The 26422-nt window shown below is 72.7% G+C and carries 25 protein-coding genes; 7 read left to right on the top strand and 18 right to left on the bottom strand.

The features are described from left to right. Positions 1-5: 5 nt before the first annotated feature. Positions 6-701, bottom strand: a complete 696-nt coding sequence (locus AB0L06_RS32385) for an SseB family protein (protein WP_500234940.1) — start codon at positions 699-701, stop codon at positions 6-8. Positions 702-888: 187 nt separating this feature from the next. Between AB0L06_RS32385 and AB0L06_RS32380 the strand changes: the two genes are divergently transcribed. Beyond that, entirely contained in the window at positions 889-1803 is a 915-nt protein-coding gene (locus AB0L06_RS32380) for a hypothetical protein (protein WP_500234939.1), read from the top strand. On the opposite strand, the gene AB0L06_RS32375 is transcribed toward AB0L06_RS32380, so the two are convergent. Then, positions 1796-3910, bottom strand: coding sequence for a glycoside hydrolase family 31 protein (locus AB0L06_RS32375; protein ID WP_500234938.1), 2115 nt, complete (start codon positions 3908-3910; stop codon positions 1796-1798). The genes AB0L06_RS32380 and AB0L06_RS32375 overlap by 8 nt on opposite strands. Before the next feature lie 258 nt (positions 3911-4168). On the opposite strand from AB0L06_RS32375, the gene AB0L06_RS32370 reads away from it, so the two are divergent. Further along, positions 4169-5584, top strand: a complete 1416-nt coding sequence (locus tag AB0L06_RS32370) for an MFS transporter (RefSeq protein WP_500234937.1) — start codon at positions 4169-4171, stop codon at positions 5582-5584. 91 nt (positions 5585-5675) lie between these two features. Here AB0L06_RS32370 and AB0L06_RS32365 read toward each other — a convergent pair whose 3' ends face one another. The 3 genes from AB0L06_RS32365 to AB0L06_RS32355 all read right to left on the bottom strand — a co-directional run bounded on the left by AB0L06_RS32365 (position 5676) and on the right by AB0L06_RS32355 (position 8817). Next, a complete protein-coding gene (locus AB0L06_RS32365; protein WP_500234936.1) occupies positions 5676-6842 on the bottom strand; it encodes a pyridoxal phosphate-dependent aminotransferase in 1167 nt (388 codons plus the stop codon). A 71-nt stretch (positions 6843-6913) separates the two neighbouring features. Next, positions 6914-7912, bottom strand: coding sequence for an alpha/beta fold hydrolase (locus AB0L06_RS32360; protein ID WP_500234935.1), 999 nt, complete (start codon positions 7910-7912; stop codon positions 6914-6916). Beyond that, positions 7909-8817 (bottom strand): hypothetical protein, encoded by a 909-nt coding sequence (locus tag AB0L06_RS32355; protein ID WP_500234934.1) that lies wholly within the window; start codon positions 8815-8817, stop codon positions 7909-7911. Before AB0L06_RS32355 ends, AB0L06_RS32360 begins: the two co-directional genes overlap by 4 nt. 130 nt (positions 8818-8947) lie before the next feature. Here AB0L06_RS32355 and AB0L06_RS32350 point away from each other — a divergent pair, with 130 nt between their 5' ends. After that, positions 8948-10375: a carboxylesterase/lipase family protein gene (locus tag AB0L06_RS32350; RefSeq protein ID WP_500234933.1), complete on the top strand. Its 1428-nt coding sequence runs from the start codon at positions 8948-8950 to the stop codon at positions 10373-10375. 22 nt (positions 10376-10397) lie between these two features. On the opposite strand, the gene AB0L06_RS32345 is transcribed toward AB0L06_RS32350, so the two are convergent. The 5 genes from AB0L06_RS32345 to AB0L06_RS32325 form a co-directional block, all read right to left on the bottom strand. Further along, positions 10398-11174, bottom strand: coding sequence for a carbonic anhydrase (locus AB0L06_RS32345; protein ID WP_500234932.1), 777 nt, complete (start codon positions 11172-11174; stop codon positions 10398-10400). 126 nt (positions 11175-11300) lie between these two features. After that, the gene (locus tag AB0L06_RS32340) at positions 11301-11906 is read right to left on the bottom strand and encodes a response regulator transcription factor (protein ID WP_500234931.1); all 606 of its coding nucleotides are present in this window, start codon (positions 11904-11906) and stop codon (positions 11301-11303) included. Next, complete coding sequence (locus tag AB0L06_RS32335; protein WP_500234930.1) at positions 11903-13120, bottom strand: sensor histidine kinase; 1218 nt, start codon at positions 13118-13120, stop codon at positions 11903-11905. Before AB0L06_RS32335 ends, AB0L06_RS32340 begins: the two co-directional genes overlap by 4 nt. Positions 13121-13180: 60 nt before the next feature. Next, positions 13181-13984 carry an ABC transporter permease gene (locus AB0L06_RS32330; RefSeq protein WP_500234929.1) on the bottom strand — a complete coding sequence of 268 codons (804 nt, stop codon included), beginning with the start codon at positions 13982-13984 and terminating at the stop codon, positions 13181-13183. Then, positions 13981-14904, bottom strand: coding sequence for an ABC transporter ATP-binding protein (locus AB0L06_RS32325; protein ID WP_500234928.1), 924 nt, complete (start codon positions 14902-14904; stop codon positions 13981-13983). Before AB0L06_RS32325 ends, AB0L06_RS32330 begins: the two co-directional genes overlap by 4 nt. A 124-nt stretch (positions 14905-15028) precedes the next feature. Between AB0L06_RS32325 and AB0L06_RS32320 the strand changes: the two genes are divergently transcribed. Continuing rightward, positions 15029-15832 carry a carbon-nitrogen hydrolase family protein gene (locus AB0L06_RS32320; protein WP_500234927.1) on the top strand — a complete coding sequence of 268 codons (804 nt, stop codon included), beginning with the start codon at positions 15029-15031 and terminating at the stop codon, positions 15830-15832. Positions 15833-15853: 21 nt separating this feature from the next. On the opposite strand, the gene AB0L06_RS32315 is transcribed toward AB0L06_RS32320, so the two are convergent. Then, entirely contained in the window at positions 15854-16495 is a 642-nt protein-coding gene (locus AB0L06_RS32315) for an NAD(P)-dependent oxidoreductase (RefSeq protein ID WP_500234926.1), read from the bottom strand. Between the two features lie 90 nt (positions 16496-16585). Here AB0L06_RS32315 and AB0L06_RS32310 point away from each other — a divergent pair, with 90 nt between their 5' ends. The 3 genes from AB0L06_RS32310 (at position 16586) to AB0L06_RS32300 (ending at position 18542) form a co-directional block, all read left to right on the top strand. Then, positions 16586-17176, top strand: a complete 591-nt coding sequence (locus tag AB0L06_RS32310) for a TetR/AcrR family transcriptional regulator (protein WP_500234925.1) — start codon at positions 16586-16588, stop codon at positions 17174-17176. 37 nt (positions 17177-17213) lie between these two features. Further along, entirely contained in the window at positions 17214-17615 is a 402-nt protein-coding gene (locus AB0L06_RS32305; RefSeq protein WP_500234924.1) for a hypothetical protein, read from the top strand. Positions 17616-17750: 135 nt separating this feature from the next. Next, positions 17751-18542 (top strand): arginase family protein, encoded by a 792-nt coding sequence (locus AB0L06_RS32300; protein ID WP_500234923.1) that lies wholly within the window; start codon positions 17751-17753, stop codon positions 18540-18542. An 89-nt stretch (positions 18543-18631) separates the two neighbouring features. Here AB0L06_RS32300 and AB0L06_RS32295 read toward each other — a convergent pair whose 3' ends face one another. The 7 genes from AB0L06_RS32295 to codA all read right to left on the bottom strand — a co-directional run bounded on the left by AB0L06_RS32295 (position 18632) and on the right by codA (position 26401). Next, positions 18632-18991: a sec-independent translocase gene (locus AB0L06_RS32295; protein ID WP_500234922.1), complete on the bottom strand. Its 360-nt coding sequence runs from the start codon at positions 18989-18991 to the stop codon at positions 18632-18634. Positions 18992-19051: 60 nt separating this feature from the next. Continuing rightward, positions 19052-19831 carry a GntR family transcriptional regulator gene (locus AB0L06_RS32290; protein WP_500234921.1) on the bottom strand — a complete coding sequence of 260 codons (780 nt, stop codon included), beginning with the start codon at positions 19829-19831 and terminating at the stop codon, positions 19052-19054. Between the two features lie 102 nt (positions 19832-19933). Further along, positions 19934-20824 carry a sulfite exporter TauE/SafE family protein gene (locus AB0L06_RS32285; protein WP_500234920.1) on the bottom strand — a complete coding sequence of 297 codons (891 nt, stop codon included), beginning with the start codon at positions 20822-20824 and terminating at the stop codon, positions 19934-19936. Then, positions 20821-22245, bottom strand: coding sequence for an MBL fold metallo-hydrolase (locus tag AB0L06_RS32280; protein ID WP_500234919.1), 1425 nt, complete (start codon positions 22243-22245; stop codon positions 20821-20823). The genes AB0L06_RS32285 and AB0L06_RS32280 overlap by 4 nt, the downstream gene beginning before the upstream one ends. Before the next feature lie 132 nt (positions 22246-22377). After that, positions 22378-23580, bottom strand: a complete 1203-nt coding sequence (locus AB0L06_RS32275) for an NAD(P)/FAD-dependent oxidoreductase (RefSeq protein WP_500234918.1) — start codon at positions 23578-23580, stop codon at positions 22378-22380. A 198-nt stretch (positions 23581-23778) separates the two neighbouring features. Continuing rightward, positions 23779-24981, bottom strand: coding sequence for a cytochrome P450 (locus AB0L06_RS32270; RefSeq protein WP_500234917.1), 1203 nt, complete (start codon positions 24979-24981; stop codon positions 23779-23781). A 136-nt stretch (positions 24982-25117) separates the two neighbouring features. After that, positions 25118-26401 (bottom strand): cytosine deaminase, encoded by a 1284-nt coding sequence (codA, locus tag AB0L06_RS32265; RefSeq protein ID WP_500234916.1) that lies wholly within the window; start codon positions 26399-26401, stop codon positions 25118-25120. Between the last annotated feature and the right edge of the window lie 21 nt (positions 26402-26422).

Genomic DNA, 26422 nt, shown 5'->3' with positions numbered 1-26422 from the left:
GCAGCCTAGCGGCGGAAGAGGCTCAGCTCGACGCCGCCGACGACGCGTCCGCGCAGGGCCTCGGCGAGGCGGTCGGACACGCGCTGGACGGTGACGCGCTCGTCGTGGCCCGGCGCGATCGCGAACCGGACGGCCAGTTCGGCCTGCTCGCCCCGGCCCACCCGGACGCCCTGGACGCCCGGCTCCGCGCCGAACGCGGCGTCGATCGCGGCGAGGACCTCGGGGTCCTCGTGCGGGGGCGGGACGGGACGGCCCTCGGCGAGCAGGTGCAGGCGGAGGCCGTCGATGGCGAACGGGACGGGGCCCGCGACGTCCACGACCAGGGCGTGCGCGCCCTCGTCGAGCGCGGCGGACGCGGCCTGCTGGGCGCTGACGGCGACGGGCCGGGCGTCGGCGCGCCACGCGGCCATGGACTCGGTGGAGGTGAACCCGAGGACGCCGCGGCGGCCGTCCTCGCCCATGAGGGTGGGCAGGGCCATCTCGCTGTTCTTCTCGCGGCGCAGCTCGCCGGGCGCGACGTCCTCTTCTTCGGTGAGGACGGCGACGATGGGGACGAGCAGGCGCTTGCCCGCGAGCGCCTCGAGGACCACGTGCCCGCCGGCCCGTCCGGCGGCGTACGACGCGAGCGCGTCCCGCAGGCGCGGGTCGGCGCTGCCGTCGTCGTCGGGGAACTGGGGCTCGGGAATGGTCAGGTCGGGCACGGCAGGAAGGTTACTGCGTCGGGCGGCCACTTAGGGACTTGGGGTCGGCACGTCCCGTGACGGGCGTCACGACGGGCTCGCCTCGGATGGGCGGATGTGATGTAATCCGCGCGTTTCAGCCGTCCGGCGGCGGGCGCGCGGCGCGTCCGGCCAGGTGGCGGCCCCCGCCGTCCCTTGGGAGTTCCCCGTGTCCGATCAGGCTTCTGAGCTGCGCACACGCTGGCGCTCGCTCGCTCCGTTCATCCGCGAAGAGATCATCAGGACGGGACGCTGCGGCGAGGCCGAGGCGAACTGGATCGCGGTGCACTACGCCCGGATGGAGCTGGGACGGGTCCGGCGGCGGCTGTGGCTCGTGATCCTCGTCTTCGTCGTCGTCCTCGGGGTGGCGCTCGGGCTCCTGCGCTCGGCGGGGGTGATCGGCGGTGTGGGGACGGCGGTGATCGCGACCGTGGTCAGCCTCCCGGTCGTGCTGGCGCTGTTCGCCTGGGCGCGCGGGCAGGTGATCGCGTTCAGCCGGATCATCACGATGAACGAGGCCGCGCCGGAGACCGCGCCCGCGGCCGGTCCGGTGACGCCGGGGCTCGGTCAGCGGCTGGACGTGCGCATCGTGTTGAACAGGGTCATCGTCCGGTTCGGCGGGATCGCCCTCGTGCTGGCGCTCGTGGGCGCGGCGGTGGCGGGGATCGGCGCCGGCACGTCCACGATCGTGGTGTGCGAGACGGGCGCCGCGGTCGTCCTGGCGCTGCTGGTGTGGATCATGGTGCGTGCGCGGAGGCACGACCCGATGGTGAGGCTGGCCGAGGACGGGGTGACGATCGCGGGCTGGGGCACGTCGGTGCCGTGGGCGCGGGTCACCGGGATCCGTGTCGTCACGCCGGACGCGCGGCGCGGCGCCGACGGCCCGCACATCCTCGCGCTCACCGTGGACGCGCCGGAGCAGCTGGTCAGCGGCCTGAGCGGGACGTACGCGAAGGCGGCGCAACGGTCGCTGAGCGCGTACGGCACGCCGGTCTCGTTCTCCGACCGGTACACCGACACCACGGCCCACGCGGTCGCCTCGGCGGCGTCCGCGTGGACCGGGCTGCCCGTCCGTTCTACCTGAGCGCCTTCATGAGGCGCGGGGTGTCGGGGGTGCCGAGGCGGATGAACAGGGGCAGGGTGCCGAGGTCGGCCTTGTAGCCGTGCAGGTCGCCGCCCTTCACGGCGCGGTGGCGGGCGACGTCGTACCAGGCGCCGGGCGGCAGGTGGACGTCGCGGCTCGTCCCGGAGGCGAGGACGGGCGCGGCGAGCAGTGAGTCGCCGAGCAGCCACTCGTCCGAGACGGTGTAGGACGCGGCGTCGTCCGGGTGCTCGAAGAACAGCGGCTTCATGATCGGTTCGCCCGTCCGGACGGCGCGGTCGGCCTGGTCGCGGATGTACGGGGCGAGCGCGGCGTGCAGCCGGGTCGCGGCGGCGTAGGCGCGGGTGACCTCGGACGGGTAGGTCACCCAGGTCTTGTTCACGAAGTCGTACACCTTCAGCGGGGACGTCGACGCGTACTCGATCGGCATGGCGGCGGCGGCCTGCGCCCAGCGCACCAGGACCTCGTTCGAGGGCGGCGGCATGCTGTCCGAGCCGCCGACCATGTCGGTCGCGACGAACGGGTACCCGATGACCGAGACGGCGAGGTTCTGCTTGACGGCCGCGTTGAGCGACGCCCAGTCGGTGCCCTTGTCGACGGTCCGGGTGACGAAGCCGTACTTCTGCGCGCCCGTCCAGTGCACGCGGATGCCCGCGCCCTGGAGGTCGAACTGCTGGGCGAGTTCGGCGCCGAGCCTGCGGTAGCCGGCGGCGTCGAGTCCGTTGGACGCGGCGCAGCGCTCGTCGAAGAACTTGGTGTCGAACTTGAAGCCGTCCACGCCGTAGTCGGCCTGGAGCTTCTTGAGCTGGCCCTCGTACCACTGGTAGGCGTCGGGGTTGCCGAGGTCGATGAGCCCGGCCTTGCCGTTCCACCAGGTGACGTTGCAGGGCTGGGACGGGTCGTCCTTGGATTTGAGGAGGTATCCCTTGTCCTTGGCGACCTGGTAGTTGTCGGCGTCCAGGTTGATCCACTGGGTGATCCAGACGCCGAAGTCGTAGCCCATGGCGTGGATCTGGTCGGACATGCCCTTGGGGTCGGGGAACTTGGAGTTCCACGTGTAGTCGCCGTAGTGCGTCATCCAGCCGTCGTCCAGCTGCACGGTGTGCCCGAGGACGCCCGCGTCGTGCAGGGAGCGCGCGTAGTCGAGGAATCCCTGCTGGTCGACGGTGGAGTAGAACTGCGCCCAGGTGTTCCAGAGCGGCTTCTCGAACTGCGCGGGGGTCGCGCCGACGGTCTGCGGCTTCCCGGCGATGCCGACGTAGTCCTGGTAGACGGCGCGCGGGGTGCGTTCGACGAAGAACGTCGCGTCCAGGCTCGCGGTGTCGGTGACCTCGAAGTCGGCGACGCCCTGGTGGAGGCGGCCGAGCGACACGTGCATGAGGTCGCCCGTCTTCAGGTACAACCCGGCGGACGTCGCGGTGAACCAGAACGGCTCGGTCATCAGGTAGGACGCCGGGCCGAACGTGGTGTCGTTGACCTGCTCCTTGCCGGTCGCGGCGTCCAGGGGCCAGGGCTGGCGGGTGTCGGGCTCGCCCTCGGCGTCGGTCTTGGCCTCGCCGTGGCCGTACCAGTGGCCGCCGGACGCCATGTCCAGGTGCAGCGCGGACGCGGTGGCGGTCGCGCCGGTGACGCCGGTCCGGATCCGGTAGCGGTCGGCGTCCGGGGTGATCTTCAGGGTCAGGGTCGCGGCGGGGTCGGACGTCGCGACGGCCAGGTTCAGCGTGCCGTCCGCCCAGGTGGCGGCGCGGACGTCGGTCGGCGTGATGTGCGAGCCGTCCGCGCGGGTGAGGTCGAACGCGCCGGACTTCCCGGACGCGCCGGACGCCGCGGTCGCCAGGACGACCCTCCCGGCGCGGCGGGTGGTGATCGCGAACGGGCTGCGGGCGATGTCGATCTCGTAGTCGCGGGTGGTGACGGTGACCGTCCCGGCGTCCTGCCGGACGGTCGTTCCGGAGTTCGGGGCGGGGGCGGCCTGGGCGGACGGGGTGACGGCGGCGGCCAGCGGCGCCGCCAGAACGGCGGCGGCGACGGTCGCGGTGCTTCTTCTGCGGCGGGTTACAGGACGGCTGCGTCGGGACTCACGCGGCACGGGCACCTCACAGGGCTGCTCGAAGCTGAGCGTTTCACAGGCATCCCGAGCGTAAATGCGCAGTCGATGAAGATCAAGAGACACGCGAGGACCAGGGATCCGGCCGGAGGGCGCGGCCACGAGTCCGCCGCGGCCATCGGGCTCGATCCACAAGCGGACGGAACGCGTCCGATTTAAGTGGACGCCTGGCGTCCGTTTGCACTAGTGTCCCTATCCGGACGCCAGGCGTCCACTTGTCTCGGAAGCGTGAGGTCGACCATGTCCAAGATTCCTTCAGGCCCGATGAAGATCACGGCGCTGGCCGCCGGATTCGTCATGGCGAGCCTGGACACCACCGTGATGCAGGTCGCCGGGGCCACGATCCAGGAGCGCCTGCACGCCTCCCTCTCCCAGCTCACCTGGGCCGTGGACGGCTACGTCCTCACCTTCGCCGCGCTGCTGATGCTGGCCGGCGGCCTGGCGAACCGGGTGGGCGCCAGACGGGTCTACATGTGGGGCATGGGGATCTTCGCCGTCGCGTCGCTGGCCTCCGCGCTGGCCCCGGGCATCGAGGTCCTGATCGCGGCGCGGCTCCTGCAGGGGGCGGGGGCGGCGCTGTTCATGCCGAGCTCGCTCGCCCTGCTGGTGCGCTCCTTCCCCGACGCCCGCGAACGCGCCAAGGTCGTGGGCATCTGGTCGGCGATCGTCTCCTCGTCCATGGCGCTGGGGCCGACGGTCGGCGGCGTCATGGTCGGCGCGTTCGGCTGGCCGAGCATCTTCCTGATCAACCTTCCTATCGGCGTCGCGGGCATGCTGCTGACCCGCCGGTACATCGCCCCGGCGGAGGGGGACGCCCGGCCGCTGGCGGTTCCCGGGCAGGCCGCCCTCATCGCCGGGCTGGCCGGCGTCAGCTACGCGCTGATCGAGGGGCCGCAGCTCGGCTGGGGCTCGGCCCCGGTGCTCGGCGCCGTCACCGTGGCGGTGCTCGCCGCCGTCCTGCTCGTCGTCCACGAGCGCCGCACGGACAACCAGGTGATGCCCTGGACGCTGTTCCGCGGCGCCCGCTTCGCCGGCGCCAACGCCGTGGGATTCCTGTTCAACGCCGCGTTCTACGGCTCGCTGTTCATGATCGCCCTGTACCTCCAGCACGCCCGCGGCGCGAGCCCGGTCCGGGCCGGGCTGGAGATCCTGCCCCTGACGATCTTCATCCCGGTCAGCAACATCGCCTTCGCCCGCGTCTCCGGACGCGTCGCGGCCGGTCCGCTGCTGGCCGTGTCCTTCCTGGTCGCGGGCGTCGCCTCACTGGCCATGGTCGCACTGTCGCCCGCCACCCCGTACTGGGTGCTGGCCGTCGCCCTCGCCCTGACCAGCATCGCGGGCGGCCTCATCTCCCCCGCCATGACGGCCGCCACCGTGGACGCGGCCGGAACCCGGCACGCCAACACCGCCGGTTCGGTCCTCAACGCCAACAGGCAGGTCGGCTCCCTGGTCGGGATCGCCTCCATCGGCGCCGTCCTGGCCGCGGCCCCCGACTGGACCGCCGGAGCGGCCCTGTCGTTCCTCCTGATCGGCGCCGCCTACGTCGCCGGAGCCGTGATCTCCTGGCGTCTCATCCACCTGCCCGAACGCCGCGAGGCCGCCGCGTCCGAGCCGGCCCCCATGCCCCAGCCACAGCGTGTCTCCGAGGCGGCGTAGCGCGGGCACGTCCCGTCCCGCCGACGGCGAGGGCACCATCGGACGGGCGATCCGATGGTGCCCTTCCGCTGTGTCCGGCTCCCGCGAGGGATCAGCGGGCGAGGCGGTGGAGGCGCTCGACGGCCTCGTCGATGACGTCCTCGCGCTTGCAGAACGCGAACCGGACGAAGTGCGCCCCGGCCTCGGCGTGGTCGTAGAACACCTGGGTCGGGATCGCGACGACCCCGGCGCGCTCGGGCAGCGCGCGGGCCAGTTCGAGGCCGTCCGCGAAGCCGAGCGGGCGGATGTCGGCCTGCACGAAGTAGGTGCCCTGCGGGCGGAGCGTCGCGAATCCGGCCGCCTCCAGGCCGCTGATCAGGCGGTCGCGCTTGGACTGGAGCGACTTGCGCAGGTTCTCCACCCACGCGGACTCCTCGCGCAGCGCGTACGCGGTCGCCCGCTGGTAGGGCGCGCTGGCGGTGAACGTGACGAACTGCGCGACCGTCCGGACGGCGTTGACGTACCGCGCCGGCGCGCACACCCAGCCGGTCTTCCAGCCGGTCACCGAGAACGTCTTGCCCGTGGACGAGATCACGACCGTCCGGTCGCGCATGCCGTCGAGGGTCGCGAGGCTGACGTGCTCGACGTCGTCGAAGGTCAGGTACTCGTACACCTCGTCGGTGATCGCGACGAGGTCGTGCTCGCGGCAGACCGCCGCGATCTGCTCCAGCTCGGCGCGGGTGAACACCGTCCCGGTCGGGTTGTGCGGCGAGTTCACCATGATCAGCTTCGTCCGCGGGGTGACGGCGGCGCGCAGCTCGTCCGGGTCGAAGGTGAAGCGGCCGTGCTCGGGGCGGAGCGTGACCGTCCGGCGGACCGCCCCGGCCATCGCGATCATCGCCGCGTAGGAGTCGTAGTACGGCTCGAAGACGATCACCTCGTCGCCGGGCTCGGCCAGGCCGAGCAGCGCGGCGGCGATACCCTCGGTAGCGCCGACGGTCACGAACACCTCGGTCGCCGGGTCGTACTCCAGCCCGTACCGGGCCCGGCGCTGCTCGGCGACCGCGTCCCGCAGCTCGGGGACGCCCGGTCCGGGCGGGTACTGGTTGTCCCCGGCGAGGATGGCGTCGGCCGCGTGCCGGAGCATCGCGGCCGGGCCCGACTCGTCCGGGAAGCCCTGCCCGAGGTTGATCGCGCCGGTCCGGACCGCCAGACCCGACATCTCCGCGAAGATCGTCTCGCCGAACTCGCGCATCCGGCGCACCAATGGCTCACTCACCCCGAAACTCTAACCGGCGGCGCCGTGGGCGGAACGTCCCGGCTTCGCGGCCGACCGTGGCCACGGTGGATTCAGTGTTTCCTCGAGAGGTCGTCGATCGCGGTCGCGACGACGCCCGGGTCGGAGATGAAGGCCATGTGCTGGGCGCGCGGGATGAGGGTGGGCGGCGGCGCGCCGATGCGGGCGGCGGTCTCGGCGGGCGTGGACTTGCTGAACACGAAATCGTTCGCGCCGAAGACCACCGACTTCGGGATGTTCACGGTGCGGAGCTGGTCGAGACGGGACGTCGGGATGCCGACGACGCCTTCCCGGAGCATCGCCCAGACGCCCTTCTCCGCACCTTGGACCATGAACGGACGCCGCCACTGCTCAACGCCCTGCTTGTCGAGGCGCGGGCAGCGCGGCCCGCACGCGCGCGAGAAGGCCGTGCGGACGAGCCAGTCGGAGCGGACGCCCAGCCGCAGGACGGCCGTCTTGTACGGGTCGAGGAGGAAGTACGGAAGGGGGTTCTTCTGGCCAGCGCCGGTGAGCAGGGCGTCCCCGTCGAGGAGCATGAGGGCCCCGATCGCGTCGGGGCGGCGGATCGCGGCCTCGGCGACGACCGCCGCGCCGCTGGAGTGGCCGACGATGACGGGCTTGGCCAGGTGCGTCGCGGCGATGAACGCGGTGAGCTGGTCGGCCATGTGCGCGGCGTTGTAGGGCGGTTTGCGCTGGCTGTAGCCGTTGCCGGTGAGGTCGATCGCGTAGACGTGGTGGGTGCGTCCGAGGATCTCGGCGGTCGGGGTCCAGGCGTCCGCGGACTCGAACGCGCCGTGCACCAGGACGACCGGGCTGCCGCCGCTCCCCCACTCGCGGTACCGCGTCCGCACGTCCCCGGCCTGCGCGTACGACATCCCGGCCGGGACGGCGGCGCGTCGCTCCGTGGACAGGACGACCACCATGGACGCCGCCGTGACCACGCCCCAGAGGGTCACCAGGACCAGGAGCGTGCGGCGCGACCATCGCCGCAGGCGCGTTCTCGGCTTCCGGGCGCGCGTCTTTTGCGGGCTTTCGCGGAGTTGGTCCGTCACGCTCCCACGGTACGGCTCTTGAACTCCCAGACGGTCGTCAGCGGGATGCAGAGGCCGGGCTGGACGACCTCGACGCGCAGGACGCCCGTGGACGCGTCGTAGTCGAGGCCCTCGGCCTCGAAGTTGTGCGTGGCGTCGGGCTTGCAGGCGCTCTCCATGGGGAGCGGCCCTAGCGCGGTGACGTGACCTGCGACGTCGTGGCCGTCCGGGGCGTGGGCCAGGTCGACCTGGAGCAGCGGGCGGACGACGCCGTCGACCGTCCCGTTCCCGTCGTCGGAGGAGCAGACCAGGCGGGTCGCGGTGGTGAAGACGCAGCCCTGCACGTTCCGGACGGGCTTGTCGAGGACGACGCGTCCGGTCAGGGGAAGGTCCTTGGCGGGGTCCGCCGCGGCCTTGTTGACCTTGGGCATCGGGGTGATGAGCAGGCGGTTCTCGGTCTCCCACTCGCCGGAGACGAGCCACCGGCCGTCCCGGCTGACGGCGGCGAACGAGTTGTTCATCGCCTCCCCGGGGACGAGCTTGTGCACGAAATCGGACGGCCGGAACCCGTGCGCCGTGTCGTACACGCGGAACATCTTGGACGTCGGGGACGCCGCGCCCGACTGGTACGGCTCGACGACGTAGCCGTGCGAGAAGTCCGGGTCGCCGACGTGGTTCCAGCCCTTGAGCTGCGCGTCCGGCGCGACGACGTTCCCCGTGTACCAGAGGTGGGCGCCGCCGAACGCGCGGACCGTCGCGAGGCCCTGGTTCTGGAACAGGCTGCTGACCAGGGATGATCCGGTCGCCTGCCAGGGGCCGACGGTCGGGAGGGCCGCTTTCGCGGGGGTGGCGGCCGTCGCCGGGGCGGCCAGGACCGTGGTGACGGCGGCGGTGGCGGTGGCCAGGAGCGCTGTGCGGCGCGGCATGTCGTCCTCCCCGGGGTGGAAGCCGGGTCAGCGTATCGGTGATCTTCGCCGGGGCCGCGGCATCGGGGTGAAATTGTCATGAAGCGGTCAATGGGCGGCGCGGAGGGCGGGCCCGGTAGCGTCGGGAGACGTGACAGACGAGGTGCCGGCGCGGACCGGCCGGGGCGTGGTGCGCGGGACCGAGGCCGACGGGCTGGCGATCTTCCGGGGTATCCCGTACGCGGCCGCGCCGGAAGGCCGGCTGCGGTTCCGGCCGCCCGTCCCTGCCGAGGCATGGGACGGCGTGCGGGACGCGACCGGGTTCGGCACGGCCCCGCCGCAGCGCGCGGCGGCTCAGGGAACGCCGCCTATCTGGCGTCCCGGGGACGGTCTCGACTGCCTCAACGTCAACGTCTGGACGCCCGACGTGGGCGGTTCCGGCCTGCCCGTGATGGTGTGGTTCTACGGCGGGGCCTGGCGGATCGGCGCGAGTCCCATGCCGCACTACGACGCGGCGCGGATCGCGCGGGCGGGCGTGGTCGTCGTGACGTTCGACTACCGGACGGGCTTCGAGGGTTTCGGTCACCTGCCCGGAGTCCCGGACAACCGCGGGTTGCGCGACCAGATCGCCGCGCTGGAGTGGGTGCGGCGCGAGATCGCCGCGTTCGGCGGCGACCCGGACCAGGTCACGGCGTTCGGGCAGTCCGCCGGGGCCGCGTCGATCGTGCTGCTGGCGAGTGCGCCCGAGGCCCGGGGGCTGTTCCGGCGGGCGATCGTGCACAGCATTCCGGACGGGTATCACGACGTTTCCGAGGCGTCCGAGATCACGGGGATCATCGCGGACGCGGCCGGGGTCGAGCCGACGTGGGAGGGGTTCGCGGCGCTGTCGCCGGAGGCCGTCCTCGCCGTCCAGGACGCGCCGGTCGACGCGGGGAGGCGTCCCGTCACGGCGTTCGCGCCGGTCGTCGACGGCGACCTGGTCACCGGTTCCCCGTGGTCGCGGATCGCGGACGCCACGGACGTCGACCTGGTCTGCGGGTTCGTCCACGAGGAGTCGCGGGCGTTCCTGCCGTCGCCGGTGCCGCCGGAGCTGGCGCCTGAGATGGTGGCGGGCGCGGTCAAGGTCGGTGCGACCGGGGCGGAGCGCTATCGAACGGCATATCCGAAGCTCAGCGACGTCGACCTGACCGTGGAGCTGCTCTCGGACGCCATGTTCCGCATGCCGACCACGCTCACCGCCGAGGCGCACGCGGCGGCCGGCGGACGGACGTGGCTGTTCGATTTCGCCTGGCGCAACCCGGCGGGCCTCAACCGGCACTCGATCGACGTGCCGTTCGTGTTCGGCCTCCCGGACACGCGGTTCGCCGCCCGGCTCCTCGGCTCACCCGCGCCGGACGGGTTCCCGGCGCTGTCCGACGCCGTCCGGAAGGCGTGGACGTCGTTCGCCGCCGGTGGCGATCCGGGGTGGGCCCGGTACGACGCGTCCGCCGGACGGATCGCCCGGGTCTGGGACGACGAGATCTCGGACGGGCCGCTGTCGATCGCGCCGTCCATCCCGATCTGGCGGGACGCCCTCTGAGCCCTGTGCGCCGATCGCGCCGTCAGGCCGGTCGGAACCCGAGGGTCTGAAGCACGGACACCTTGCCGGTGTCGAGGCTGTAGTAGGCGGCCACGAGGCCGAGGGTGCCCTTGGCGACCTTCGGCGACAGCGCCGGATCGGCGGCCAGCGTGGAGGCCGTGCGCAGGGTCTGGGCCCGGATGGTCTCGTCGACCACGTCACCGCCCTTGGTCTTGGCCGTTTCGTAGGCGGGCTTGACCGAGTTCACGATGGCGTTCAGGTGGGGCGGCAGCGGCTTGTTGTGCTGGAGCGACTCCACCGTCGCCTTGACCGCCCCGCACCGCTGGTGGCCCATGACCACGATGAGCGGCGTCTCGTGCTCGAGCGGCCCGTACTCGATGGAACCGGTGACCAGGTCGTCGATGGTCTGTGCGCCGGTGCGCACGACGAACAGGGCTCCGACGCCCTGGTCGAACACCGTCTCCGGCGGCAGCCGCGAGTCGATGCAGGACACGACCACGGCGAACGGGTTCTGCGCCGGGGCGACCTCCTGCCGCCGCTCCACGCTCTCCTGCGGGCACGTGCGTTTCCCGGCGGCCCACGTCTGGTTCCCCTGCGCGAGCTTGTTCCATGCCTGGGTCGGGGTGAGTTTCTCCGCGGTCTTGGTACCGGTGGTCTGCGTGGGCGTGGTGGTCGGCGTGGGCGTGGCGTTCTGCGCGACAGGGACCGCCGAGCCCGTGCGGCTGGAGCCGCACGCGCCCAGCGACGGAATCAGCGCGGCGAGGCCCAGGCCTCCCGTGGCCAGTCCAGAACGCAGCATTACCCGACGTGAGTAGTCATTCACTCCATTGAGGTACCGCCCTCACCTACCGGGGCATCCCGCAAACCGGCAAAGGATGTTCGTGGATCCGGTCGTTCTCCCCCAAAGGAGTCGGGCCCGGAGGGGTCAGATCCAGCCCATGTCGCGGGCGGCGCGGAGGGCGGCGACGCGGTTCGGCTCGCCGAGTTTGGTCATCGCGGTCGAGAGGTAGTTGCGGACGGTCCCCTCGCTGAGGTGCAGCAACTCGGCGACGCGCGCGGTCTCGGCGCCCGCGCCGACCAGCCGGAGGATCTCGCGCTCGCGGTCGGTGAGCGGGTTGTCCCCGGCGGCCATCGCGCTCGCGGCGAGTTCGGCGTCCAGGTAGCGGCCGCCTCCGTGGACCTTGCGGATCGCGGCGGCGAGCTCGTCGGTCGGGGCGTCCTTGGCGACGAAGCCCCGGACGCCCGCGGTCATCGCGCGGCGCAGGTATCCGGGGCGGGCGAAGCTGGTCAGGACGCACACCGCGCTGCGCGCGCCGTCGGCGTTCAGGCGCTCGGCGACGGTCAGGCCGTCCATTCCGGGCATGTCGATGTCGAGGACGGTCACGTCCGGGTCGTGCGCGGCGACCGCGGCGGCGACCTCGTCCCCGCGGCCGACCTCGGCGACCACCGTGAGGTCCGGCTCCAGGCCGAGCAGCGCCGCGACCGCGCCGCGGATGAGGTGCTCGTCGTCCGCGAGCAGGACGGTGATCACGACGCCGCCTCGGTCACGCGGTCCGGCGCGTCCAGGGGGAGGACGGCCCGGAGCAGGAATCCGTCGCGGCCGTGCGGACCGGCCGTCAGCTCGCCGCCGAGCAGCGCCACGCGCTCGCCCAGCCCCGCCAGCCCGGACCCCTCCGCGCCCGCTCGCGCGTCCCGGCGGACGCCGTCGTTGGTCAGCTCCAGCACCACCGTGTCACCGTATCCGCTCAGGCCGATCCGGCAGGTCCGCGCGTCGCTGTGCTTGATCACGTTCGTGGCCCCCTCCCGGATCACCCAGGCGAGGGCGGCCCGGACCTCCGGCGGCAGTCCGTCCGGCACCGGGCCCACCTCGCACCGGACGCCCGCCGTCTCCAGCACCGCCCGCACCCCGGCGAGCTCGGCGTCCACCTCGATCGCCCGGTAGCCGCGCACCGCCGCGCGGACCTCGCGGAGCGCGTCCCGGGCCGCGCGCCGCACGTCCGCCATCTCGGCGCGGGCGCGCTCCGGGTCGGCCTCGGTCATCCGCGTCGCCAGCTCGCTCTTCACCGCGATCAGCGACAGGCTGTGGCCGAGCAGGTCGTGCAGGTCGCGGGAGAACCGCAGCCGCTCCTCCGACACCGCGGCCCGCGCGAGCGCCTGCCGGACGGCGTGCATCTCCAGGTGCAGATCCCAGATGCGGCGCTGGTAGCGGTTGACGAACGCGACGATCCCGCCGGTCGCGGCGAGGATCGCGAACGCGAACGGCACCGCCCACCAGGACATCGGCCGGTCCGAGGTCACCTTCCAGGCCGCGATCATGGACGGCACCTCGACCGCGGCCGTCCCGAGGCAGAGCAGGACGACCGTCCGGACGCGCATCGGGGCCAGTACGACGGCCGACAGCCAGAAGTACGGGATCATGATCGCCAGCGGATGCGCGATGAGCAGCGGGCTCAGCACGACCGCGAGGACGCCGCCCGCCACGACGTCCCGGCGGTCCGGCCGACCGTCCAGGCCGCGGGCGATGATCCGCGTGTAGAGCCAGAACAGGACGCCGAGACCCGCGAGGGCGAGCAGCAGCAGCGGCATCGGCAGCCGCCCGTCCCGGTGTCCGAGGAACAGTCCGACGAACGTCGGCGCGAGGACTCCGGCCCCCGCGAGCAGGAACGACCGGTAGGTGACCCGGCGGTACCGCCCGAACCGCGCCGCGGCGCGTCGTTCCAGCTCAGCGGATGTGGTGGCGTCCATGTGCGGCACCCTACTTCGCGGCTCGGCGGCGGTTCCCGGTCACGAGACGACGGTTCCCGGTCACGAGCGCCTCGGTTCCCAGCGGAAGCGGCGCTCGGCGAGCCGGTGGGCCACGCCCGTCCAGACGGCCAGGATCGCGAAGGACGGCAGGCACGCGAGCCATCCGCCGCCGATCCCGACCGCGGGCGGGACGCCGTGCGCGGTGAAATCGCGTCCGAAGTACCCGGTACGGACGATCTCCACGACGGGCGTCAGCGGCAGCGCGCGCAGCAGCTGCTGGACGACCTCCGGCACCACTCCCAGCGGGAACATCACCCCGGCGCCCGCCATGCAGGCGAACATCACGGGCAGGACGGTCAGCTGCGTCAGCTCGGCGGTCGGGGTGAACCCGGAGACGACGAACGCGAGCAGCGCGAACACCACGACGCCGCCCGCGATCCCGGCGAGCATCAGCAGCGGGTCGGCGGGCATCCGGCCGCCGAACGCCGCCGCCAGCACCACCACGAGGACGACCACCTGCGCCAAGTACAGGACGGTCGCGGTGAGGACGCTGCCGCCGAGGATCTCGGTGTCGCTGAGCGCGGTGCCGCGCATCCGCTTGAGCGTGCCGTCCTCGCGGCGCGTGGTGAACACCGTCGCGAGGTTCATGAACAGGGCGAAGAGCAGGAAGAACGCCAGATGGCCCGTGCCCTGCAGGAGCGCCGCGTCCACGCCCTGGATCTTCTGGCCGCGCATCGGGAACAGCATCCCGACGAACAGCAGCGGCAGGCCGACGCTGATGAACAGCGCCGTCCGGTTGCGCCACAGGAGCCTGGCGTCCAGCCGCGCGACGCCGACGAGGTGGTCCCGGCCGATCGCGATCATGATCCGGCTCCCGCCGTGGTGAGGAAGACGTCCTCCAGGGACGCGTTGTCGACGCGCAGGCCGGACAGGGTGAGGTGCCGCTCGTCCGCCCAGCGCAGCAGGCCGTGGAGGCCGGACTGGAGATCGTCCGGCGGGAGGGTGTAGGTGGCGGTCGCGTGCCCCGCGTCCACCTCGATCCCTGCGGCGACCCCGCGCAGCCGGGGCAGCTCCGCGACCGGCAGGCCGGACGGGACGCGGAACCGGACGCGGTCGCCGTGCCCGCCGACCACCTCCGCGACCGTCCCGGACGCCACGATCCGCCCCCGGTGCATGATCGCCAGCCGGTCCGCGAGCTGCTCGGCCTCCTCCAGGTAGTGCGTGGTGAGCAGGACGGTCAGCCCCTCCCCGACGAGGTCCGCGACCGTCCGCCGGGTGGCGTGCCTGGCCTCGGGGTCCATGCCGGTGGTCGGCTCGTCCAGGAAGAGGACGTCGGGACGTCCGGTGAGGGCGAGGGCCAGGTCGAGGCGGCGCTTCTGCCCGCCCGACAGCTGCCGTGTCCGGACCCGCGCCTGCTCGCGCAGGCCGACGAGCTCGAGCAGCTCGTCCCGGGGACGGGGGTCCTCGACGAACCCGCGCCAGTGGTCGATCGTCTCGGCCGTGGTGAGGTCGGCGAAGAACCCGCCCTCCTGCAGCATGATCCCGAGGCGCGGGCGGACGGCCCCGCGCTCCCGGTAGGGGTCCCGGCCCAGCACCCGGACCTCCCCGGAGTGCGCCGCCCGGTGCCCCTCGACGGTCTCCATCGTCGTCGTCTTCCCCGCCCCGTTCGTCCCGAGCAGCGCGAACAGCTCACCGCGCGCCACCTCGAACGACACCCCGGCCACGGCCTCGAACTCCCCGTACCGCTGCCGCAACTCCCTGACCCGGACCGCCGTGTTCGTCATGCCCCAAGGCTCGCGAGAACGCGTCCGGGCCGGTAGACGCAGGTATCACCGCTCTCGCAGGCGTCCGTCAGGCCCGGCGGATGACAGCTGTCATATGCGCACGCCGAACGGGCAGAATGAGGGCATGCGCGTGGCTCTGTGTCAGATCGAGGTCGGCGACGACCCCAAGGAGAACCTGGACCGCGTCCTCGCGGCGCTCGCCGAGGCCGCCGGCACGCCGGGAGGTTGCGACCTCGCGGTGTTCCCGGAGGCGTCGTGCCTCCGCTTCGGCAACGACCTCGCGGCCGCCGCCGAACCCCTCGACGGGCCGTGGCTCACGGCCGTCCGCGAGGCCGCCCGCGACCACGGCGTCAACGTCGTCATCGGCACCTTCGAGCCCTCCGGGGCCGAACGCGTGTACAACACCGTCGTCGGCGTCTCGTCCGACGGCGAGGTGGTCGGCTCCTACCGCAAGCTGCACCTCTTCGACGCGTTCGGCGACCGCGAGTCCGAGCGCGTCGCGCCGGGCGACCGGCCGGTCGTCCTCGACCTGGCCGGCCACCGCCTGGGCGTCGTCACCTGCTACGACGTCCGCTTCCCCGAGCTGGCCCGCGCCCTGGTCGACCAGGGCGCCGACATCCTCGTCATCCCCGCCGCCTGGGCCCAGGGCGTCTTCAAAGAGGAGCACTGGACGACCCTCGTCCGCGCCCGGGCCATCGAGAACACCACGTGGGTCGTCGCCGTCGACAAGGCCCCCGACCGCACCCGCCCGCCGCGCGGCTTGCCCGGCGGCGTCGGCCGGAGCCTGCTGGTCGACCCGATGGGCAACGTCGTCACCGACCTGGGGCCGTTCCCGTCCGTCCGCGTCCTGGACCTGGACCCGGGCCTCACGGCCAGGGTCCGCGAGACCCTGCCGTCCCTGAGCCACCGCCGCCGCGACGTCCTTTAGGGGTCGGGACGCGCTTTGGCGTCAGGACGCGACCCAGGCCACGTGGCCGATCGACTTCGGGTCGCCGGCCAGGTCGAGCATGGCGGCGGCCACGTCCGCGCGCCTGATCGTGCGGGTCTTGGGCGGCGCGTGGTCCAGCCCGAGGCGGTAGGTCCCGGTCGGCGGGCCGTCCTGGAGCATCGGCGGCCGGACGAGCGTCCAGTCGATGCCGTCCGCGTTCTCGATCATGGTCTCCGCCCGGAGGAGGTCCTCGAAGGGCCTCTCGAGGATCTTGCTGACCAGCGGCTTGATGACGCGGCCGCCGAGGAACCCGTCACCGGGGTCGGAGTAGGGCGCCGCGGCGCTGACCGTCAGGAGCCGCCGGGTCCCCGCCGCGCGCATGCCCGCGATGATGGACGTGGCGCTGCGCGTGTGCACGGTGGTCGCCGCGCGTCCCTCCCGGGACCCGAGGCAGGACAGGACCGCGTCCCGCCCCTCGACGGCGGACTCGACCGCGGCCGGGTCCATGACGTCCCCGACCAGCACGTCCACGCCGGCGCGCACGTCCTCGGCCAGCCGGGAGGCGTCCCGGACGACGGCGGTGACCTCATGGCCGCGCCGGATCGCCTCGCGGCACGCGGCCGTCCCGATCCCGCCGGACGCACCGAAGATCGTGAGCTTCATCGATCATCCCTCCCCAGGGGTTAGTAAACACTCACTCACCCCTAGAGTGTGGGTAAGCGTTCACTCACCTGTCAAGGGGGCCCCGCCGAGATGACCACCGCTCGCGAGCGCATGCTCGACGCCCTCGCCGAGATCATGCGCACCCGCGGACTCGCCGAGGCCACCACCAAGGAGATCGCCCGCCTGGCCGGCTGCTCCGAGGCGCTCCTCTACAAGCACTTCCGCGACAAGGAAGAACTCATGCTGAGCGTCCTGAGCGAACGCATGCCCCCGTTCACCCACCGCCTCAACCCCGGCGAGGACACCGTCCAGGGCAACCTGACCGCCACCGCCCGGGGCGGCCTGCGCTTCTACCGCAAGGCGTTCCCGATGATGGCCGGAATGCTCACCCGACCCCGCGTCCTGGCCGCCACCCGCGAATCCCTGAGCAAGTACAACGCGGGCCCGCGAGAACCCGTCACCGCCGTGGCGCGCTACCTGGACGCCGAGAAGACCCGAGCCCGCATCCGCCCCGACGCGGACACCGCCTCCATCGCCGCCCTCCTCATCGGCGCCACCTTCCAGCAGGGCTTCCTCCTCTTCTTCACCTCCGGCCCGGACGGCCCCGACCCCACCGAAGAAGACGCCGCCTACCTCGTCCACCCCCTCCTCCCCGCCCTCCTCCCCGCCCCGGCCGTCTGAGGGCACGTCCCCTGCCGAGGGGCCTACCATCCTTCGCATGCCCCACCTGCCGTTCTCAGTGCCCCTGTCTCTTCGCGGGTTCACCAGCCGAGTGTGGACGGCGGAGGAGTGGGCGCGAATCCAGCAGGGGCATGCGTCACGCGACATGGACGACAAATGGGACCTGGTCGTCGAGGGCGACACCCTGTTCGCCTATCGGAGCTGGACCGGCTTCTGCGTTTACGAGGCGACGTTCACCGAGGTCGAGGGCGGCCGACGCGTCGCAGAAGTACGGGTGGAATCCGACCCGGAGCGATACCGGCGCCGCTCGGATGCCCATGACCTCACCCTGCTCGAAATCCTGATCAGGGGAGCACTGCTGGGCGAGGAACAGGATTCTGAGCTGGTGGAGCGGTGGCGGGCCACGCTGCCGCCGAACCCGCCCTCACCGAGCGCATGACAAGACAGCGGGGATGCCTGAGCTGCGAGAGCACTCCCGCGATCCGGTTCCGTTGCGCCTTGCCGGACGACGCATGGTGTGGTGGAGCAGGAAAACGATCTAGACCTTGATCCTGGCGTCTCGTAGCGTCGCCGCATGACGACTGTGCTCTGCGTACCGCAATGGCAAGGATCGGCGTCGAGCAAGGCGCCGCGGCTGATGGCCGGTGCCCGCCGCGTCGCCGAGCTCGTCCCTGCCGACGCGGTGGTGACCGTGCCGGTGATGGAAACCGGCGGGGACAAGGCCGCCGGGATCCGCGCCTACGACGCGCTCGTGGAGAACCAGCGGGCGACGCGGAAGGCACTGGCCGGCATCGATGACCGGGTGATCACCATCGGCGGCGACTGCGCGGTCGACATCCCGCCGATCGCCGCCGCCCACGCCCGCTACGGGGACGCCTTGACGGTGCTCTGGATCGACGCGCACCCGGACGTCTACAGCCCTCAGACCCTGCGGTCGGGCGCCTTCCACGGGATGGTGGTGCGCGCGCTGCTCGGAGACGGGCCGGTCGGCCTCACGCCGGAGCGGCCCTTGGCGCCACGGCAGGTGATCATCGCCGGGGAGCGGGCGGGCGACGCATCCGAGCACGAGTACATCGCGAAGACCGGCCTGCGCAGGTACGGCGTCGACGACCTGGAGCGCGTGCTCGAAGGTCTGCGTGGCCCCGTGTACGTGCACATCGACCTCGACGTCCTGGAGCCCACCGCCTTCGGCGCGACCTGCTACCCAGAGCCGAACGGCGTGCAACCGCAGCAGCTGGTCGAGCTTGTCTCCCAGGTGGACGACATCGTCGGGGCGGCCATCACCGAGCACGCGCCCTCCGGTGACGACATCGACCCCGGCGAGGCCGAGACGATCCGCCTGCTGGGCGCAGCGCTGATGCGCTGACGGTCGAGCGGGTCCCGCCACGTGCCGCTCGCCCAGGTCCAGGTGTTCGGCTGACGGAGGCCGTGGGCTGCGTGGCGTGGACGGGCCGGTCAGGTGGCTTCGGGGTCGAAGGGGGGTCGTGCGCCGTGGGGCAGTTCGGTGGCCAGGGTCGGCTCGGGAAGGCTCGGACGGGGCACCGGGGGCTCGAGCAGGTGTTTGCGGATGAAGGTGTTGGGGTTCAGGTCGGCGGGGTCGAAGTCCTCGAACCCGGGGCCCAGCGATTCGCGCATCCCCTGCCGGGCCGCGTCGGCCATGGCCCGGACCTGACGCAGCGTCCGGCCCGCCTGCCGGGCGGCCTCCGGCAGCCGCTCGCCGAAGATCAGCAAGGCCAGGAGGGCGAGCACTCCCAGCTTGACCAGCCCGATGTCGAACACCGCGCCCCCTTCGTCCGCCACCCGGTCAAGTGACATTTAAGCATTGACGCAAGTATATGGGGCGGGGCGGCGGTCCCGCGCCGGGGGCGGGTCGCGTCAGAGCGCGGGGGCCGGGGCGCCCAGGCGGTAGTCGCTGCTGGAGAACGCGGCGGCGACGGCGAAGCGGTCCGCGCGGACGAGCGTCTGCCGCCACTCGATGAGGCGCCTGTCGCCGTCGCGGCCGAGCCGGTCGATCGCGAACAGGGCGGTCGTCGGGGGGCAGTCGAGCAGCAGGCGTTCCGCCGGGCCGGGCACGACGGCGCGGATGCGCTCCCATCCGCTGCTGATACGCGTGCCGCAGTGGCGTTCGAGCTCGTCGTAGAGCGAGGTGCGGGTGAAGTCGACGTTCAGGAGCGGGCCCGCGACGTCCGCGGGCAGCCAGACCCGGTCGACGGCGAGGGGTTCGTCGTCGGCCAGGCGGAGGCGTTCGAGGTAGACGAGGGGCGTGGACTCCTCGAGGCCCATGCGGACGGCGATGACGCCGTCCGCGCGGCGGTCGAGCACGCGGACGACGCTGCGCTGGACGGCGCCGACCTCCTCGACCGAGCGGAAGAGGCTGTAGGCCTCGCCGAACGGCTGCTCCAGCGGACGGCCCGTGGTGAACCGGGACGGCCTGCCGCGCTGGGCGGTGACGAGGCCCTCGGCCCGGAGCTGCCGGAGCGACTCGCGGACCGTGTGCCGGCTGACCTGGTACTCCGCGACGAGGTCGTGCTCGCCGGGGAAGACGTCGTGGAACTCGCCCTCCTCGAGACGGCGCAGCAGGTCGGCGCGCAGTTGCGCCCAGAGCGGCTTGCCCGCGGACCGGACGAGCGGACGCGGGCCGGGCTGCGCGCTCACGGCACCCTCCTGGACGCGGGGGGCCGATAGAAGGCATGGGACACGGCGTAAATGTACGACCTTCCAGGAACGGGACGAACCCCGGGCTCGTCCCGAGGTTCGTCAGGCCACGACGCCGACCAGCATCGACACCCCCACCGCGAGCAGCAGGGCGGCGAAGGCCCGCTGCAGGGCGGCGCCCGAGAGCATGGCCGCCAGCCGCTTGCCCTCCCAGGCGCCGAGGATGGCGGCGCCCACGAACGGGACGAAGATCGCGAAGTCGAGGGAGTCTCCCCCCACCGCCAGGCGGGTGGTGAGGGACACCACCGAGTTGATGAGGATGACCACGAGGCTGGTGCAGACCGCCTTCCGCATCGGCAGGCGGAGCACCGAGACCAGCGCGGGGACGACGAGGAAGCCGCCGCCGACCCCCAGCAGCCCGGTCACCGCGCCCAGGCCGGCTCCGGCGGCGGCGGTGCGCAGGCGTCCGTTCCCGTGCGCGGGTTCCGCCCGGCCTCCGTCCGGGTCATCGCCGTTCTCGTCCCGCTCGGCCAGGATCGTGCCCCCGGCGGGTCGCGGGTCCGCGACGCCGGAGCGGCGCGCACCGGACACGACCGCCGGGGACGCGGCGTCGCGACGGGCGGAGCGCGCCGCGCGGGCTCCGCGGAGCATCACCGCGGCCGCGGCGGCGGCCAGGAGGGCGAACGCGGTGGTCAGCACGCCCTGCGGGATGCGGTGGGTGAGCACCGCCGCCCCGATGGCCGGGAGCACTCCGGTCGCGGCGAACAGCGCGCCGGTGCGCCACTGGATGTTGCCGGTGCTGGAGTGCCGGACGAGCGCGGTGATGGACGTCGCGATGACGATGGCCAGGCTCGTCGTCCCGGCGTCGGCGGGCGAGACGCCCAGCAGGTACACCAGGGCCGGGACGGCGAGCACTCCCCCGCCGCCGCCGAGCGCGCCGAGCGCCAGCCCGACCGCCGCTCCGCAGAGCAGGGCGAGGACGACGACGCTCACGCGGACACGTCGCCGGAAGCGGTTCCGGCGGGACGCGCCACCTCGCCGTCCCAAGCGGAGAATCCGCCGCGCAGGTCGACGGCCTCGAAGCCGCGGGCGCGCAGGGCGGACGCGGCCACCGACGAACGGTTGCCACCGGCGCAGAACACGGTCAGCGGCCGGCCCGCGGGCAGTTCGCCCAGGCGGGCGAGCAGCTCGGGCAGCGGGACGAGGTGGGAGCCGGGGATGGTGCCGACGTCCTGCACCTCGCCCGGTCCGCGGACGTCCACCAGCACGACGTCGTCCGCCGCCTCGGCGAGCCGGACGGCGAGGGCGCCCGCCTCCACGCGCACGGCGGCGCGCAGGTGCGCGGTGTCGACCGCCTCGACCGGCGTGGCCAGGGCTCCCTGGACCCGGTCGAAGCCGATGCGGGCGAGGCGGTTGCGGGCCTCGCGCGCGGTGGACGGGTCGCCGCAGAGAACGATCTCGTCCTGGGCGTCGAGCACCTCGCCGGCCAGCTCGGCGAACCGTCCGCCCAGGGGGATGTTGACCGCGCCCGGCACGTGGGCCGCGGCGAACGCCTCCGGGTCGCGCGTGTCCAGGATGCTGGCCCCACCCACGTTGGCCTGCAGGAACGCGTCCGGCGTGAGGGACGGGACGGGGGCGTCCTCGTCCAGGACGGGACGGGCCTGGCGGTTGCGCACGGAGGTGAACGCGAAGTACGCGGGCACGGAGGGCTGGGCCTCGACCACGGCGGCGACGAACTCGTTCTCGGTCATGTCCGCCAGGGCGTAGTTCGTCCGACGCTGTGCGCCGATCGTGCTGCTCAGATCGGTCGACAGGTTCTTGCCGCAGGACGAGCCCGCTCCGTGCGCGGGGTAGACGCGCGTGCCGTCCGGGAGGGTGAGCAGGGCGCGGGTCGAGCCGTAGAGGGCGCGGGCCATCTCGTCGGCGGACCGGCCCCGGGAGCTGAGCAGGTCGGGACGGCCGACGTCGCCGATGAACAGCGTGTCGCCGGTGAGGATTCCGTAGGGGACGGCGTCGCCCGCGTTCTCACGGACGACGACGCAGATCGACTCCGGAGTGTGGCCGGGGGTGTGCAGGATCTCCAGGTCGACCTCGCCGAGGCTGAGGCGCTCGCCGTCCGCGAGGGGGTCGACGTCGAAGTCGAGCGCGGCGGACGAGCCGTAGGAGATGCGCGCGCCGGTGCGCTCGGCCAGCTCCAGGTGACCGGAGAGGAAGTCGGCGTGGATGTGGGTCTCGATGACCCGCTCGATGGTCAGGCCGTGCTGCTCGGCCGTGGCGATGTACTCGTTGACGTCCCGCTGGGGGTCGACCACGACCGCCCGGCCGGAGACGCGGTCGCCGACGAGGTAGGAGGCGTGGGAAAGGCACTCGAGATAGAACTGCACGAAGACCAGCGGTCCGGTGCGGTCGGTCATGGAGACTCCTGGATGGACGGTTTCAGCGCGCCTTGAAGGCGGCGAGATCGGGGTGTGCCGGTCCGGCGGCCAGGACGGGCACCGGCGTCGCGAGGACGGCGAAGAGCGAAGGCGGAGGCGCGGGCGGCCGGGTCAGGCGAGCCCGCGGAGCATGAGGTTCCAGTACAGGAACGGCAGGCCGCGCCGCTTGAGGTACCACATGTCGGTGCGCTCGCGGAGGGTGTCGATCACCGGGATGGACGGGGTGGGCCGTCCGCTGTAGTCGAACTCGGCGAGCAGCATCTTCCGGCGGGCCGTGGTCAGCGGGCAGGAGGCATAGCCGTTGTAGGAGGCCGTGGGCTCCCGGCCGTCGAGCGCCGCGAGGAGGTTCTCCACCACCACCGGCGCCTGCTTCCGGATGGCCGCGCCGGTCTTGGAGTTCGGCGACGAGCCGGCGTCGCCGAGGGCCCAGACGTCGGGATACCGGACGTGCCGCATCGTGTGCTTGTCGATCTCGACGTATCCGGCGGGGTCGTCCGCGCCGGCCAGGGGGCTCTGCTTGATCCAGTCCGGGGCGCTCTGCGGCGGGACGAGGTGGGCCATGTCGTACGGCAGGGTCGTCCTCTCCCCGCTGCCCAGGCTCGTGACGACGACCTCGCGGGCGTCGGGCCGCACCTCGGTGACCTCGCTGCCGAAGTGGACGTTGATGCCGTACCGGCGGACGACGTCCTCGAGGACGCGCGAGAACTCCGGGACGCCGAACATGGCCGCACCCGGGAGCACGAGGTGGACGTCGATCTTGCCGAGGACGCCCTGCTCGCGCCAGTAGTCGGCGGCGAGGTAGGCGATCTTCTGCGGGGCGCCGGCGCACTTGATGGCTCCCGGGGGCATGCTGAACACCGCGCTGCCCGAACGGGTGCCGCGGATGAAGCGCCAGGTCGCGGGGGCGGTCGTCGGCAGGTAGTTGCTGGACAGGCCGTCCTGGCCGAGCCCGTCCTCAAGGCCCGGGACGCGGCCCCAGTCCAGCTGGATGCCCGCGCAGACCACGAGGTGCTCGTAGTGGAGCGTCCCGCCGTCGTCGAGCGTCACCTCATGCGCCTCGGGGTCGACGGCGGTCGCGGCGTCGCGGATCCACCGGACGCCCTTCGGCATCACCGACTTCTCCGAGCGGATGCTCTCCCTCAGGGGCGCCCGCCCGCCGCCGACCAGCGTCCACAGCGGCTGGTAGAAGTGCCGGGCGGACGGCTCGACCACCGCGACGTCCTGCTGTCCGGCGCGGCGGAGCCGGGCGGCGACCGAGATCCCCGCGCTCCCGCCGCCGATGATCACGATCCGGTGATGTCGCCTGGACTGCACGAGAACCCCCCAAAGCCGCCAAATGTACGGACATTAAGCTGCCAGGCGTTCTCGCCACATGCAAGCACTGCAAGGACCTAACCGCTCATTGTCCGTACATTTCCGCACGATGGAAGACGTCCGGCCCCGGCATGCGCCGGGCGGGGGGCGACGGCCAAAGCCGTCCGGCCGCCCGAACCAGGCGGCCGGACGGCCAGGTCACCAGGTGACGGGAAGCGCGCGCGGGCGGCGGACGAACCGGTTGTTGACGTGCCAGGGGACCTCGTCGGCGGGGACGGCCAGCCGCAGCTCGGGGAGGCGCCGGGTCAGCGTGGACAGCGCCACCTGCAACTCCATCCTCGCCAGGGACGCGCCCACGCAGCGGTGCAGGCCGAACCCGAAGGCCAGGTGCGGGTTGTCGGCGCGGGCGATGTCCACGGCCTCGGGATCGGGGAACACCGAGCCGTCGCGGTTGGCGGCCGACAGTTCGACCAGCACCTGGTCGCCCCGGCGCATCTTCACCCCGCCGACCTCCGCCTCCTCCAGCACGAAGCGGGTGAACGAGCCCTGGGAGACCAGCGGGACGTACCGGAGGAGCTCCTCGACCGCCGTGGGGACCAGGTCGGGCCGTTCGCCCAGCCTCTTGTAGTCGCCCTCGCGCAGCAGCAGGAACACGAAGTTGGGGATCTGCGACGCGGTCGTCTCGTGTCCGGCGGCCAGCAGGGTGCGCAGCAGGTTGACCATCTCGTCGAGGCTGAGCCGGTCGCCCTCGATCCGCGCGCGGACCAGCGCGCCGATGAGGTCGTCGGTGGGGTGCTCGACCCGCCGCTCCGCCTGCTCGGCCAGGTAGTCGTTCATCTCGGCGATGCTGGCCAGGACCTCTTCGGGCGTCAGGCCGCCGTCGTCGACCAGGGTGTCGACCCAGGCGGTGAAGCGGGCCTGGTCCGCCGTGGGCACGCCCAGCAGGTCGCAGATGACCTGGACCGGCAGCGCCAGTCCGAACGACTCGAACAGGTCGGCCGGCGGGCCCTGCTCGATCATGGCGTCGACCAGGCGTTCGGCGATGCGCTCGGTGCCCGGACGCAGCCGCTCGATCCGCCGGGGCGTGAAGGTGCGGAAGACGAAGCGCCGCACCCGGGTGTGGTCGGGCGGGTCGGTGCTCACCATCGTCTGCGCGGACGGGTCCACCGGGGTCGTGCGGGCGATGTCGGCGTCGGCGATTCCCGCCCGCCGGGGATCACGCCCGAAGGCGGGGCCGCTGAGGACGTGCCGGGCGTCCTCGTACCGGGTGACCAGCCAAACCGGCGCGCCGTAGGGCGGCTGGACCCGGATGGGCGGCCCGTCGTCGCGCACGTTCCGGAGTTCGGGGGCGAGCCGCAGGGCGTGGTCGGTGGGGAACGGGAAAGCGGGAAGTCCGGGCATGGCGAATCCCATCGGGGTCGCACCGCGGTGTCAGCCGGAGCTGAAAGGGGTGAATCGCGCAATCCAGAACGTACTCACGCTAATCTCACCCCCTGCTCCCAACAAGGACAGGTTCCCCTTACCCTCCCCGCGCTCCCTACGGGGCCGTGGGGCGGGTGAAGTCCACGTCGCGGGCGGGCTCGCCGGGCCAGGTCAGGCGGGTGGGGGTGGCGGGGGTCTCGGCGATGACGCGCGCGTTGGCGATGACGTGGGTGGGACGGGTCTGGCGGCGGATCGCGTCGTACGGGGACGTCGCCGGAAGGATGATCAGGCTCGCGGGACGGGACTCCGCGATGCCGTAGCGGTCGCCCAGGTGCAGGACGCGTGCGGCCCGGTCGGTGATCATGCGGAAGGCCTCGTCGATCTCGGCGGCGCCGGTCAGCTGCGCGGCGGCGACGCCGACGAGGGCGACCTGGAGGGACGAGGCGGTCCCGAGCGGGTACCAGGGGTCCATGACGTCGTCGTGGCCGAAGGCGACGTTGACGCCCGCGGCGAGCATCTCCTTGACCTGGGTGAGGCCGCGGCGCTTGGGGTAGTCGTCGAAGCGGCCCTGGAGGCAGAGGTTCGCCATGGGGTTGCTGACGAGGTTGATGCCGCTGCGGGCCAGGACGCGCTGGAGCTTGTAGGAGTAGGCGCCGTTGTAGGAGCCCATCGCGGTCGTGTGGGACGCGGTGGCGCGGTCGCGGAGGCCGCCGCGGCGGGCGAGCGTCGCGAGGACCTCGACGAAGCGCGACTGCTCGTCGTCGATCTCGTCGCAGTGGGCGTCCAGGAGGAGGCCGTGGCGCTCGGCGATGTCGAAGGCGATCTCGAGGGAGCGGACGCCGTCCTCGCGGGTGTCCTCGAAGTGCGGGATGGCGCCGATGACGTCGGCGCCGCGCTCGGCTGCCTTCTCCAGGAGCTGCGGGCCGTCCTCGAAGGAGACGATGCCCTCCTGGGGGAACGCGACGAGCTGCAGGTCGACGACGTCCCGGACGCGGTCGCGGACCTCGACCATGGCGTCCAGGGCGACCAGGCCGGGGTCGGTGACGTCCACGTGGCTGCGGACGTGCAGGACGCCGTTGGCGGCGTACCAGCGGAGCACCTCGGTGGCCCGGTCGATGACGTCCTGCCTGGTCAGGGACTGCTTGCGCTCGGACCAGACGGCGATGCCCTCCCAGAGGGAGCCGGACGCGTTCCAGCGCGGCTCGCCCGCGGTGAGGGTGGTGTCCAGGTGGACGTGCGGCTCGACGAAGGGGGCCGAGGCCAGGCCGCCCGCGCCGTCCGCGAGGAGGTCGCCGGTGCCCTGGCCCGCGGGGACGATCCGGGCGAACCGGCCGTCCTCGACCTCGATGTCGTGCAGACCCTCGCGGTCGGTCAGGCGGACGTTGCGGATCACCTTCACCGGCGGACTCCTCAGCTGGAC

This window comes from Spirillospora sp. NPDC052269 (assembly GCF_040679435.1).
GTDB lineage: Bacteria > Actinomycetota > Actinomycetes > Streptosporangiales > Streptosporangiaceae > Spirillospora.
Note: the sequence above shows the minus strand (reverse complement) of the source record. Positions and strands in the feature narration are given on the sequence as shown.